The sequence below is a fragment of the Mixta mediterraneensis genome (assembly GCF_014946725.1).
Lineage (GTDB): Bacteria > Pseudomonadota > Gammaproteobacteria > Enterobacterales > Enterobacteriaceae > Pantoea > Pantoea mediterraneensis.
This window is the reverse complement of sequence record NZ_JACFXY010000014.1, coordinates 1-12,822: the sequence shown is the minus strand read 5'-3', so window position 1 is coordinate 12,822 and position 12,822 is coordinate 1. Positions and strand designations below refer to the sequence as shown.

Sequence of the window (12,822 nt, the reverse complement as noted above, 5' to 3'; positions counted from 1 at the left end):
CTAAAACTCAAACTGATAGAGCAAATCGAGAGCCTGATCCACACCGGATACGGCTTCCAGATAGAGTTTGGGCATCAGGCGGTAACGCAAGGTTAACGTCGCCAGTGAATCAAAAATGCCGACACCATATTTTACTTGTAGACCCGGCAGCACATAGCCGCTGACCTGCACCTGCTGGCTGTCGCCAACGCCAGTGGTATCAAGGGCAAGATTGCTGACACCGAATGTCTCACCGATTTTACCCACAACCTGCCCACTTTGTGCAACCCCCAGGCCAACCAATGCTGAGGTTAACGCATTACTGTCGCCATCGCTGTTGAGTCCCTGACCACGCAGCAAGTAAGAAAGCGCTTCCTGTTGCGACATCGCCGGGTCAGAGAACACTTCAACTTTCGGCTCGTCGGCCAGTCCCGTGACGCGCAGGCCAGCGGTGACATCATCTTCGGTCGCTTCCGGGTTACGGATCGCTTCAAGGTTGATGTAAGGCTGATCCGGTGGTCCGGCAAACTGCAATTCACCTTTACGCACAATCAGGTCCTGACCATATGCATGGAAGCGCCCGGATGGAATATTGATTTGTCCGTTTAAGCCCAGCCCCGATTTATCCTGTACCAGTTTCAGATCACCATTGAGTTTCGCTTTCAGACCAAAGGCCGACAGCCGGACATCATCGCCAACGTGGATCATCAGATTGCTGTTGATCGGAATCGAGGCAGTCTTCGGCTGGATAGGTTTGAGGTTCTGATCCAGCATCACTTCATCCGACGAAACGCCGGTGGCGCTTTCCGGCACTTCCTGTACGATAATTCGCGCCCAGGGAATATCAACGCGACCATCCAGATTGAAGGCTACAGGCGTGGCTTCAAACACCAGATCTGGCGAGACATCCATGCGCACCATCGGCGGCACGGTTACCCGCACTTTGCTGCCCTGGGCGGCAATGCGGGCACGCCAGTTATCAAGCTGGCTCCAGTCTGCGTTACCGTTCAGGTTGATGTTGCCCTGCGCGGTTTGAATCAACCCCTGCAGAGTGGAACTCATACCGTTAAACACCAGATTCAGATTCGCCGCGGTGAGATCAATCGGCATGAAGCTGCCATCCACATCGACATCCTGCAAACCAAGCTGACCAAACACCTGCGGTTGCTGTACGCTGCCGCCAAGACGCAGGCTGCTGTTCAGATTGCCCTTGATCTTTTCGCCTTGCATCAGCGCCGGATTAAGCATCGCCAGCGAGATATTGCGGATGTTGACGTTACCGCCCAGCGTACGGCGATTTTCAGGATCGTTAATCTGGACATTGCCATCCAGCTGACCGTTATTCGCTATGTGGATCAGCCAGTCGAGCTGGGCGCGTCCGTTACGCAGTGCGGCATTCAGATTAAGCGTATCAAAAGCGATGGGCAGCGTGTTGCCCTGCACATCCTGATCAACTTTTACTCCATTGCCTTTTAGCGCGATGGTGCCGGTCGGTAAGCCGCCTTCTGCGGTCCAGTTTACCCGCGCATCGCCACTGAATACGCCGCTCAGTTTTGTCGCTTCGGGCATAAATGGCTTAATTATTGCCAAATCAAAGCGGTTCAGTGCCACATGCGCATGTCCGTTCGGTCCGGCGACTACCGGCTCCGGTACGCAAAGCTGCGCGTTCGGGTTTTGCCAGCAGTGTGGCCCAATGGTTGCGGTTTGTTTGGCGTTGAGATAGTCAATCGCCATCGCCCGCGTCAGATGCCATTCGCCTACTGGCGTGTCGAAGTGGGTATTATTCAGCGAACCTTTCCAGCGCTGTTCCTTGCGGTCAAAGCTGCCATTTAAGGCCAGCTGGCCGGAAACTGGCCTGCCCTGCACGTCCAGTTTAAGCTGATGCTGTTTTTCATTGCCGTCGGCATTAAGGGTCAGCAGGTTGATATTCAGCGCATCCTGCTTCAGTTGCTCAACGCGCAGCTGCAATTTACCGGCGATTTGATCGCTGGAACGCACATCACCATCCAGCGTGACGCGGTTGATTTGTAGCTGCTGCCAGCGCAAACCGGTGCCATTCAGGGCAGCTAAAACCTGCGGTGCCTGCAATGTGCCGCGCGCCTTAATGGTGCCTTTTATCACGCCACCTAAGCCCGGTAAGGCGTTATTTAGCTGCGGTGCATCAATATTCGCGTCAAGGTTAAGCTTATCGCCCAGTTCACCTTTCACCTCTACATGATTGCGTCCTAACGCCAGCTTGATGCCCGGTACCGTCCATTGGTTATAACTGTTACCGCTCAGCGAACCGCCCGCCGTCACTGCGTTCTGCTTCACATTCCCTTTCAGCTGCAACTGCGGCACGCTCAACTGCCAGGTTCCGCCGTATACACTGCCGCGCGTGGTGATTTTGCCATCCAGCTTTGCAGGCCAGTCAGGGTACTGTTTCGCGGTATTGATGCCTGACAGCAATAACTCGCTGCGCCAGCTAATCGCTTTGCTCCAGTCTACCTGCGCGGTGAGATCAATATTGCCCTGCAACGCCGCGACGCGGAGTTTATCAAGGCTGAACTGCTGCACATTACCTTTGCCATCAAGCGCTACAGTGGCAGGCGGCACACCTTCGCCTTTTACCGCCGTTCGCAGCGACATGACGTAATCCGTCGCTTTGCCTTTGAACTGATAATCAAGTTTATCAGCCTGATATTGCACCGGGCCGGTTAATGGCCAGCGTAATTGTGGACTGGTAAGTTTCAGCGACAGCGGCAAGCCCGCTACCGCCGGTTGCGTTGTGGCATCTAGCTGCGCACGTACCGGACCCGATAAATTCAGCGCTAACGTCAGTTCGTCGCGCATCGCACCGTTAAGCTTCAGTTTAATGCTTTCGCCTTTCAGCGGATCGACATTCGCCATGCCGTTGAGCGAGAAATCTACCGGCCAGTTATCGGCTAATGTGGCCTGCCCGCTGCCATTCAGCTGGCCCAGATTCGAATCAACGTCCAGCGTTTGTAGCTGCATCTGGCGATTGGCGGTTTTTGCTTTTACCAACAGCCGATTAACCGATATATCAGTATCGCCGGTAATGCGTAGCTGCTCACCCAAAATTTCTTGCACATCAATATCCAGCGGTAACTGGAAATCTGGCAATTCAGGCAGTAGCGGTTTGGCAAACATTTCCTGCAGCGTTTCGCCCAGCGGTTTTTCATTCGGCTGCGGCTGCTGCACTTTAGGCTGAATCACCTGTTCATCAGCCACTTTTGCCGCTTTTGGCAAGGCAATCAGCAGGCTTTGAATATGCGTTGGGTTGAGCGTCAGTGCACGATCCTGCCATTGCATTCCTGTAGTGAAATCCATCAGCGAAATCGCCGTATCATCCACTTTGACGTTGATGTTATGCAGGCCAAGATGGCGCAACGTGATGGGATACGGCGTGCTGAGACTGGTGCTGCCGCTTTCCTCTTCTGGCGGCGGTGCACTGGCTGGCGTCATTTTCTTGCTATCAACCACGACGCTGATGTCTTTCAGCGTGACATCATTAACGCAGACCGACGAATGCAGCAGACATTTCAAATCTACCGCCAGATGGATGTTGCCAGCGTCAACGCTGACGCCCGGCATTTCATAGCGTAGACCGTTAATCGAAAGGTTACGCCAGCCGCCCTCAACCTGTTTGATCGACAAACCCGGCACCCAGCGTGACGCGCCGTTTAGCACCAGATGCAAGCCTGGCGTCGTACCAATCAGAAATACCACGCCGCCCAATAACAGCACTAAAAAGATGAGAATGCCGATCAGGACCTTTTTCCACAGCTTCATAGTTCAGGCCCCAGTCCTATATAAAATTGCAATCCATGTTCCTCGCTATCACCTATCGGCCGGGCAATATCGAACTTAATCGGTCCAACCGGCGATGACCAGCGCACGCCAACGCCTGCGCCAGTTTTGAAATTACTCTGCTTAATATCGTTAACCGCTTCGCCAGAATCCACGAATACCGCGCCCCACCATTTTCCGGTCACGTTGTATTGATATTCCAGCGATCCGGTAGCCAGTTTCGAGGCGCCGGTCAGCTTGCCGTCACTGTCGCGCGGTGAAATGTCTTTATATTTATAGCCGCGAATACTGCGGTCACCGCCAGCGAAGAAGCGCAGATCCGGCGGCACTTTGTCGAAATCGTTGGTTTCGATCCAGCCAACATTGCCGCGAACGACGAAGCGATGTTTATCGCCCAGGGTGCGGATCCAGACGTTTTGCGCCTGCAGGATCAGGAAATCCACATCCGATCCCCAGGTTGTATCAGACACATCCACTGAATAGCGCTGCGAATCCCCCCAGGTGGGCATCAACCCCCCCCGTGAACGGGTACGGTTCAGGCTGACGCCAGGATAAAGCAGCATCGTGGTGTTCGTCACGTTGCCCTGGGTAAAGTGGTCGAGCCTCCAGCGCAGGTTGATCGCTTTTTGCCAGCCGGAGCTGTTATCCCAGTAACGCGATACCGCAAGGGTGGAAGTATCGGATTCCGTATCGTTGAGATCGGTGCGCTTCAAACCGCCGGAGAAGGTGTAATACTGCTCAAGCGGGCTTTTTAGCAGCGGAACTTTGTAAGTGAAATCGAGTTGCTGCTCTGGTGCAGAAAGGTAGGCGCTCGTCGTCAGACTGTGGCCGCGATCGTTTATCCACGGTTTCTTCCAGGTGCCTTTCAGACGTGGACCGACATCCGTTGAATAGCCGACACCCGTTTCGATGGTGTTTTCAACGCGCGGCGAGACCGCCGCGCTGAGCGGCAGCACTTTGGTTTTTCGCCCTTCTTTAAATTCTGGCGCAACCACCACTGAATTAAACCAGCCAGTGGCCGACAGGCGGCGGTTTAGCTCTGCCAGATCGCGCGAGCTGTAGTAATCGCCCTTTTTAAACGGCACCAGATTGTGCAGATATTCATCACGAATTTGCGAACCTTCAAAGCTGACATCGCCGAAGCGATAGCGCGGGCCGCTGTCGTAATCAATGTCCCAAAAAGCTTCGCGTCGTTCGACCGATACGCCGAGCTGGCTTTTTTTGAAATCGCCGTCGAAATAGCCGTTGCGCAAGGCAAGATTCGAAAAACCGCTTTTGAATTTGTCATACTGGCCGTGATTCAGTTGGGTGCCAACTTTCGGCCGACCTTGTTCTACCCATGCTTTATAATCGGCGTCGTTTTTCGCCTCGCCTTCAATAACAATCGTGCTACCGCCAATTTTTACCGGTTCACCCGGCGTTACGCGGGCAATCAGTAACGGACGCCCACCCTGAGCGGATGCCGGACGTGATTCAAAAGCGATTTCAGGTTCGTAATAACCCAGCGCGCGTAGCCCTTCTTTAACCGCTTCCGACACGCGTGCGCGGAAACGGCCATCATTTGAGACCTCATCGCTGCCGATAGTCGACAGGCGCGCCCTGACGTTTTTTTGTAAATCCCCGGTTAACCCTTCCAACTGCAATCGTACTGTCGCTGCCCCAAGCGCTGGCGCGACAAGCAGCAGGCTGACCATACAATAATTATAAAATTTTGGCACTTGTACTCCTGTTAATCATGCCGGCCCCTTTTCCACAGAGCCCTCATTAATCATTTTTGTCAGGCCAAACCCGATGGCAATAACATCATCATAGCCTTACTTTTTTAAACGACGACTAAAAACATTATCTAAGTCAAATCGACGTCTATTGTCGGCAAATGTCGGGATCGATACAACAACTGCGCGGATGATCCGCTTTCTGACCCGCCTCACTCAGAATAATCCCAAGACTCTAAAACACGTTAAGCCGGATATTTGCCATTAATGCCGCGATTCGCCCTCTGGCGGCGACAATATGGCTGCTGCTATAATCAGCCACCACAGGCATATCGCCTGTTTTCATTTCTGCCCCGACATTTACCCTTCTTGTCGAATTGGCGCAGACATTTTTGGCACGGATAGCCCAGACTGACTGGTAAGTACATGACGTACGCTCTTACCCGCACGCTGCCCAGGCCAAAAATGACAAGTGGATAACCCTTTGGATCTCATATGTTAGATAGCTTGCTTGTCATTCTTTTACTGATTGTAATCAGTGCCTTTTTCTCCCTCTCGGAAATCTCGCTGGCAGCCGCTCGCAAGATCAAACTTAAACTGCTGGCCGATGAAGGCAACGTTAATGCACAACGTGTATTAAAAATGCAGGAAACACCCGGTATGTTCTTTACTGTGGTGCAAATCGGCCTGAATGCGGTCGCCATCCTCGGCGGTATCGTCGGTGATGCGGCTTTTTCTCCTGCTTTCAGCCAGTTATTTCGTCGCTTTGTCGATCCGGTCCTTGCCGATCAACTCAGCTTTATCTGCTCTTTCACCATCGTCACCAGCCTGTTTATTCTGTTTGCCGACCTGACGCCAAAACGCGTTGGTATGATTGCGCCTGAAACTGTCGCCTTGCGCATCATCAATCCGATGCGCTTCTGCCTGATGCTGTTTCGCCCGCTGGTATTTTTGTTTAACGGTCTGGCTAACGTCTTCTTTCGGATCTTCAAGCTGCCAATGGTGCGTAAAGATGACATCACCTCCGATGATATTTACGCGGTAGTGGAAGCGGGTGCGCTCGCCGGTGTGCTGCGTAAGCAAGAGCATGAACTCATTGAAAATGTGTTTGAGCTGGAGTCGCGAACCGTTCCTTCTTCCATGACCTCGCGTGAAAATATTGTCTGGTTCGATCTGAACGAAGAAGAAAACAGCCTTAAAACTAAAATCGCTGAACATCCCCATTCCAAATTTCTGGTATGCAGCGGCGATATTGACCATATCGTTGGCTATGTTGATTCCAAAGAATTGCTGCTGCGCGTACTGGGTAATCAAAGTATGACGTTAAACAGCGGCCTGCAAATCCGTTCTGCGTTGATCGTGCCGGATACGCTGACGCTGTCAGAAGCGCTGGAAAGTTTTAAAACTGCCGGTGAAGACTTTGCGGTGATCATGAATGAATACGCGTTGGTGGTGGGCATTATTACGCTAAATGACGTAATGACCACGCTGATGGGTGATTTAGTGGGTCAGGGCATGGAAGAACAAATTGTGGCGCGTGATGAAAATTCATGGCTGGTAGAAGGCGGTACGCCAATCGATGACGTGATGCGTGTGCTGCATATCGATGAGTTTCCACAGTCCGGCAACTACGAAACTATTGGCGGCTTTATGATGTATATGCTGCGAAAAATTCCGAAACGCACCGACTTTGTAAAGTTTGCCGGATTTAAGTTTGAAGTGGTAGATATTGACAGTTATCGCATTGACCAGCTCTTAGTGACGCGGATTGATGAGCGTCCGCCGGTACTGAACGTCACAAAAAGCAGTGAAGAGTAAAATACTAAGGGCGCCAACGGCGCCCTTCTGTTTGCTTAGTTGAACTCAAGCTTGAGACGCACAACCTGGCGATTGATTTCTGACATTACGCTCAGATGCTGTTTGTCTTTGACGCGCGGAATCAAAACTTTTCCTTTATCAAACTCAAACGCGCCAACATCCTTGATATACAACCTTCCTTTGAATAACGTTTTTACGTATTTCGCTATTTGTAGCGGATTATAGCGTTGGAAGATCTTCATACTGTTTAACTCCTGAACATTTATAAACACGCTTCGCCGTTTCCAAAATCGGTACGAGCCCTTGAAGCGCGAATTGCGGATAAACTATAGAACACTCTGCGTTACGCATGTTCCGAAAATTGAATTTTTTTACTGAGTTTACACACCATTACAGAACACTCTGTTAGCACGTTCATTTAAGCCAGTATAAACCTTCGGTCGTTAAATAATTGTGGCGCCCGTAACAAAGATGAAACATTTTCGCGACAGCCTTATCTTCGCTGCTTACTATTGCAATAAAATGACTAACTGGTCGGATCACCAAAGGAGCTTGTATGCGAATAACGGTAGCGGCAGCGGTTTTTGCGATGTTCATGCCGGTTAGCGTGCTGGCCCATGCTATTAAACAGGGCGAACGTGTTCCTGCGGTGGGCGTTAACGACAAAGGCGAACTGATTTGGCAACAGGATAAGTTTAGTTACAGAAGCTGGAACAGTGTGCAACTGAACGGAAAGGTACGCGTAATTCAGCATATTGCCGGTCGTTCATCAGCAAAAGAAAAGAATGCGGCGCTGATTGAAGCAATTAAATCCGCCAGGTTGCCGCACGATCGCTATCAGACCAACACCGTGGTTAATACGGATGATGCCATCCCCGGCACTGGCATGTTTGTACGCAGCAGCATCCAGACTAACAAGCAGCACTATCCGTGGTCACAATTTATTGTTGATAGCCAGGGCAATGTGCAGAAAGCCTGGCAGCTGGAAGAAGGCAGTTCCGCGATTGTCGTGCTGGATAAAAGCGGGCATGTGCGCTTTGTTAAAGACGGCTCACTGACTCAGGACGAAATAAAACAGGTGATGTCATTATTGCAGGCCTTGCTGAAACAGTAAGCCGCATTGATTAACGGGAGGAAAACCTCCCGTTTTCATCTCAGAACAGTGAAACGCGGAAGCCAGGGTTCAGGAAAGATTCCCGTGGCGCGTAATCCAGTGTTTTTCCCTGCCAGTCATGCACATGTGCCCCGGCCGCCATCGCGACCGCGTGACCTGCGCCCGTATCCCAGATATTGGTCGGTCCAAAACGCGGATACAACTGAGCCTTGCCTTCCGCCACCAGGCAGAACTTCAGCGAGGAACCGGTGGCAACCGTCTGATGCTCGCCCAGCTGTTTCAAATATTCTTTCATCTCATCATCATTACCGTGTGAACGGCTGACTACCACCAGCGGCGGACGCGCCTCCTGCACATGAATTTGTGTGCGCTGACCGCTCTCTTCTTTCCAGGCTTTACCTTCTGCTGCCGCATACATCACGCCTAACGCGGGAGCATAAACCACGCCCAGCACCGGTTTGCCTTGTTCAATCAGCGCGATATTGACAGTGAACTCACCGTTACGCTTCAGGAACTCTTTGGTGCCATCCAGTGGATCCACCAGCCAGTAACGCTGCCAGTGCTGACGAACATCCCAACCGGGTGGATCTTCTTCTGACAGTACCGGAACATCGGGTGACAGCTGCTTTAAGCCGTGGACAATAATATTGTGTGCCGCGATGTCCGCTGCGGTGACAGGCGAATCATCAGACTTGCGAGCAACGTCAAGCGGTGCCGCACCGTTGTAAACTTGCATAATGGCGTCGCCCGCTTCACGCGCCAGTTGGCAGATTTGCTCTAACATTTTTCACCTCGTGTTATGCGAATGCTGCGTATCTATCTCAGCACCCGATCGGTTACATTTAGCCGCTCCGCTATCTGCGCTGTGTGACCACACTACAGCAAAGCATTTCATAGATATATCAATACCATAGTTCAATCCGCATCGCCACACTTGCGCCGCGACGGCAAAATCTGAAATTTGCAAGCCCGCTCCCAAAGCATCAAAGCGTTATATACATCACGTTTTAAAATGACCATCCATCAAGCTTTTACATTATTTTGGGAGCTTAAACCTTTGGGAGCAGGAGATTGCATGTTTAAGCCTGGCATAACGTTACTGGCGTTTGGGATGTCCACCGCATTATCAGCAGCAACCGTAGATTTACGCGTGCTGGAAACGACCGATTTGCACAGCAATATGATGGATTTCGATTATTACAAGGATACGCCAACCGAGAAGTTTGGCCTGGTGCGCACCGCCTCGCTGATCCATGCAGCCCGTCAGGAGGTCAAAAATAGTGTCCTGGTGGATAACGGCGACATCATTCAGGGCAGCCCGCTGGGCGATTATATGGCGGCAAAAGGCATGCAGGCTGGCGAAATTCATCCGGTGTATAAAGCCCTGAATACGCTGGATTACAGCGTGGGTAACCTTGGCAACCATGAATTTAATTACGGCTTGCCTTATCTGAAAAAAGCCCTCTCCGGCGCACGTTTTCCTTATATCAACGCCAACGTCATTGATGTGAAAAGCGGCAAACCGCTGTTTACGCCTTATCTGATTAAACCAACGGAGGTTATTGATCGCGACGGCAAACGCCAAAGCGTGAAGATTGGTTACATCGGTTTTGTTCCACCGCAAATCATGGTGTGGGACAAAGCAAATTTACAGGGAAAAGTACGCGTCGATGACATCACCGAAACCGCTCGCCGCTATATTCCTGAAATGCGCGCCCAGGGGGCTGAGCTGATTATTGCCGTTCCGCATTCTGGCCTGAGCAGCGAGCCTTACCATGCGATGGCCGAAAACTCGGTTTATTACCTCAGTCAGGTTAAAGGTATTGATGCAATTTTGTTTGGTCACGCCCATGCGGTATACCCCAGCCAGGATTTTGCGGCGATCAAAGGCGCAGATATTACTAACGGCACGCTGAATGGTATTCCTGCGGTAATGCCGGGAATGTGGGGCGATCATCTCGGCGTGGTTGACCTCGTACTGAATAATGATAATGGACACTGGCGGGTCAGCAGCGGCAAAGCGCAGGCGCGCCCAATTTATGATACCGCACAGAAGAAGCCACTCGCTGCTGAAGATCCGGCCCTGGTAAAAATATTGGCTGATGATCATCGTGCTACGCGAGAATTTGTTGCCCAGCCGATCGGTAAATCCGCAGATGTGATGTACAGCTATTTATCGCTGGTGCAGGACGATCCGACGGTACAGATTGTTAACAATGCCCAGCGAGCCTACGTTGAACATTTTATTCAGGGCGATCCTGATTTAGGACGTTTACCGGTACTTTCAGCTGCCGCCCCCTTTAAAGCCGGTGAACGTAAAAACGATCCCGCCAGCTACGTAGAGGTTGAGAAAGGCCCGCTGACCTTCCGTAACGCTGCTGACCTGTATCTCTATCCCAATACTCTGGTGGTGATGAAAATCAGCGGTGCGCAGGTGAAAGAGTGGCTGGAATGCTCAGCAGGTCAGTTTAATCAAATTGATCCCACCAGCAGCCAGCCGCAATCACTGATTAACTGGGATTTTCGTACCTACAATTTTGATGTGATTGATGGTGTGAAATATCAGATCGACGTAACGCAACCTGCTCGTTATGACGCGGAATGCCAGCTCATCCATCCCGCGGCTTCGCGCATTAAACAGCTTAGCTGGCAAGGCAAGCCGATAGATCCGGCGGCCATTTTCCTCGTCGCGACGAACAATTACCGCGCTTACGGCGGCAAATTTGCCGGGACGGGCGACAGGTATATTGCGTTTGCTTCGCCGGATGAGAATCGCTCGGTAGTGGCGGCTTATATTAGTACAGAAACCAAAAAGCACGATGAAGTGCAGCCGCAAGCGGATAATAACTGGCGTCTGGCCCCGATCACAGCCGCGATCCCGCTGGATATTCGTTTTGAAACCGCCCCAGGAAATAAAGCCAATGGCTTTATTAAGCAGCACGCGCAATATCCGATGCAGCCGAAAGGTAGCGATGAGCGCGGTTTTGCGATTTGGCAGGCAGATTTGCAAAAGCAGGCCGATTAAGTGGCCAGCCTTTCTACGCCAGTCAGGCACGGTTAGCAGCATGATGCGCCAGCGCTCCATGCTGGTGCATAACGGCCCGTTGAGGGGACTTGTGGCTAAAACATCCCATACCCGGCGCGCAATCCGTTTGATTCACACGGTTTAACCATTGCATAAAAAAACCAGCCCAAAGGCTGGTTTTTTTATGACGTTGCCAGAAGCGTTACAGAATTTCCAGCAGTTCTACTTCAAATACCAGCGTGCTGAATGGCGGGATAGAGGCGCCCGCGCCACGTTCGCCGTATGCGAGATTATGCGGGATCACTAATTCCCATTTTGAGCCAACAGGCATCAGCGTCAGCGCTTCAATCCAGCCAGCAATAACACCGCTAACCGGGAATTCTGCTGGCTCGCCACGTGCGACCGAGCTGTCAAACACCGTGCCGTCGATCAGCTTGCCGGTGTAATGAACGCGAACGCGATCCTGACGAGACGGGATAGGGCCGTCGCCCTGGGTGATTACGCTGAACTGCAAGCCAGATTCCGTACTGCTCACGCCTTCACGCTGTGCATATTCAGTCAGAAATACCTGGCCCTGAGCAGCCATCGCTTCGGTACGTTCACGGCGTACGCCTTCAGCACGTTCGTGCACTTCACGCAGCGCACGATGCACAACATCAACCGGCACCGCCGGTGAGTTCCCTTCCAGCGCGTCGCGCAGGCCCGCGAGCAGTGCTTCTGGTTGCAGACCTTGCAGACCAGATTCCAGCAGCTGCTGGCCAACCTGTAAACCAATACCGTAACTTGCTTGTGCTTCGACGCTGTCGAAAGAAGGGGTTGTCATCTTCGTTCCTTTCACTCTGGGAAAAATTCGAACGGGCAGCATAACAGCGCAGGCTGCTGGCGTAAAATGCCCTGCGTCGCAGATGACTTTTCCCGGCGAAAGAGAAACAATACACAGGTCAAATTTATCAATGCTGGCGGGCACTGCGCGCCCACATTGCCCATACTATAACAATCGACAAGGTTATCCTTGTCGGTGGCACAAATTGAAGAGAGAGAACATGGGCCAGATTGCCCCACGACGCCGCAGGACGCGCGCACCGCGTATTTTATCCCGGCTGCAAGCCTGGCTGCCCTCGCGCAAGCCGCAGCAATCCGCCGGAGAGGAGGAATTACGAATGGCTTCAGACGCGTCATCCCGCTTACCTGCCTGGCTTCAGCGTATCTGGCATTTCACCGACACGATTCGCTGGATGGATCCGCTACCTGCTCCGCATCGCCGTGGCATTGTCCTCGCGCTGCTGGTTGTCAATACCGATCGAATTCTGACCCACCCTGCCAAAGTAAAACTGACCCACCCCCTTTGAATCATTCGAGCG

Annotated in this window: 9 protein-coding genes; 4 read left to right on the top strand and 5 right to left on the bottom strand. The window is 52.0% G+C overall.

All coding sequences use genetic code 11. The annotated features are described in order from the left end of the window. Together tamB and tamA are read right to left on the bottom strand one after the other, a co-directional pair. Window positions 1-3,771, bottom strand: coding sequence for an autotransporter assembly complex protein TamB (gene tamB, locus H2P46_RS19240; protein WP_193406457.1), 3,771 nt, complete (start codon window positions 3,769-3,771; stop codon window positions 1-3). Beyond that, on the bottom strand, window positions 3,768-5,483 hold the full coding sequence (gene tamA / locus H2P46_RS19235; RefSeq protein WP_193406541.1) for an autotransporter assembly complex protein TamA: 1,716 nt from the start codon (window positions 5,481-5,483) through the stop codon (window positions 3,768-3,770). The genes tamB and tamA overlap by 4 nt, the downstream gene beginning before the upstream one ends. A gap of 516 nt (window positions 5,484-5,999) precedes the next feature. Here tamA and paeA point away from each other — a divergent pair. Continuing rightward, window positions 6,000-7,322 (top strand): polyamine export protein PaeA, encoded by a 1,323-nt coding sequence (gene paeA / locus H2P46_RS19230; protein ID WP_193406456.1) that lies wholly within the window; start codon window positions 6,000-6,002, stop codon window positions 7,320-7,322. A gap of 35 nt (window positions 7,323-7,357) precedes the next feature. Here the strand turns inward: paeA and H2P46_RS19225 are convergent, their stop codons facing one another. Next, window positions 7,358-7,564, bottom strand: a complete 207-nt coding sequence (locus tag H2P46_RS19225) for a DUF1107 domain-containing protein (protein WP_003855513.1) — start codon at window positions 7,562-7,564, stop codon at window positions 7,358-7,360. Between the two features lie 314 nt (window positions 7,565-7,878). Between H2P46_RS19225 and H2P46_RS19220 the strand changes: the two genes are divergently transcribed. Continuing rightward, window positions 7,879-8,436: a YtfJ family protein gene (locus H2P46_RS19220; RefSeq protein ID WP_193406455.1), complete on the top strand. Its 558-nt coding sequence runs from the start codon at window positions 7,879-7,881 to the stop codon at window positions 8,434-8,436. A gap of 40 nt (window positions 8,437-8,476) precedes the next feature. Here the strand turns inward: H2P46_RS19220 and cysQ are convergent, their stop codons facing one another. Beyond that, window positions 8,477-9,220 (bottom strand): 3'(2'),5'-bisphosphate nucleotidase CysQ, encoded by a 744-nt coding sequence (gene cysQ, locus H2P46_RS19215; RefSeq protein WP_193406454.1) that lies wholly within the window; start codon window positions 9,218-9,220, stop codon window positions 8,477-8,479. Between the two features lie 291 nt (window positions 9,221-9,511). Here cysQ and H2P46_RS19210 point away from each other — a divergent pair, with 291 nt between their 5' ends. Next, the gene (locus H2P46_RS19210; RefSeq protein ID WP_193406453.1) at window positions 9,512-11,461 is read left to right on the top strand and encodes a bifunctional 2',3'-cyclic-nucleotide 2'-phosphodiesterase/3'-nucleotidase; all 1,950 of its coding nucleotides are present in this window, start codon (window positions 9,512-9,514) and stop codon (window positions 11,459-11,461) included. Between the two features lie 202 nt (window positions 11,462-11,663). Here H2P46_RS19210 and fklB read toward each other — a convergent pair whose 3' ends face one another. Beyond that, window positions 11,664-12,284 (bottom strand): BamJ family beta-barrel-assembly machinery protein, encoded by a 621-nt coding sequence (gene fklB / locus H2P46_RS19205; RefSeq protein ID WP_193406452.1) that lies wholly within the window; start codon window positions 12,282-12,284, stop codon window positions 11,664-11,666. Between the two features lie 220 nt (window positions 12,285-12,504). On the opposite strand from fklB, the gene H2P46_RS19200 reads away from it, so the two are divergent. After that, window positions 12,505-12,810: an OapA N-terminal domain-containing protein gene (locus tag H2P46_RS19200; RefSeq protein ID WP_202987525.1), complete on the top strand. Its 306-nt coding sequence runs from the start codon at window positions 12,505-12,507 to the stop codon at window positions 12,808-12,810. The last annotated feature ends 12 nt before the right edge of the window (window positions 12,811-12,822 follow it).

What these genes read in the sequence shown, in the direction of transcription:
- H2P46_RS19200 (WP_202987525.1), top strand. Translation starts at nt 12,505, where the DNA reads ATGGGCCAGATTGCCCCACGACGCCGCAGGACGCGCGCACCGCGTATT.
- paeA (WP_193406456.1), top strand. Translation starts at nt 6,000, where the DNA reads ATGTTAGATAGCTTGCTTGTCATTCTTTTACTGATTGTAATCAGTGCC.
- H2P46_RS19210 (WP_193406453.1), top strand. Translation starts at nt 9,512, where the DNA reads ATGTTTAAGCCTGGCATAACGTTACTGGCGTTTGGGATGTCCACCGCA.
- tamA (WP_193406541.1), bottom strand. Translation starts at nt 5,483, where the DNA reads ATGGTCAGCCTGCTGCTTGTCGCGCCAGCGCTTGGGGCAGCGACAGTA.
- cysQ (WP_193406454.1), bottom strand. Translation starts at nt 9,220, where the DNA reads ATGTTAGAGCAAATCTGCCAACTGGCGCGTGAAGCGGGCGACGCCATT.
- fklB (WP_193406452.1), bottom strand. Translation starts at nt 12,284, where the DNA reads ATGACAACCCCTTCTTTCGACAGCGTCGAAGCACAAGCAAGTTACGGT.
- H2P46_RS19225 (WP_003855513.1), bottom strand. Translation starts at nt 7,564, where the DNA reads ATGAAGATCTTCCAACGCTATAATCCGCTACAAATAGCGAAATACGTA.
- tamB (WP_193406457.1), bottom strand. Translation starts at nt 3,771, where the DNA reads ATGAAGCTGTGGAAAAAGGTCCTGATCGGCATTCTCATCTTTTTAGTG.
- H2P46_RS19220 (WP_193406455.1), top strand. Translation starts at nt 7,879, where the DNA reads ATGCGAATAACGGTAGCGGCAGCGGTTTTTGCGATGTTCATGCCGGTT.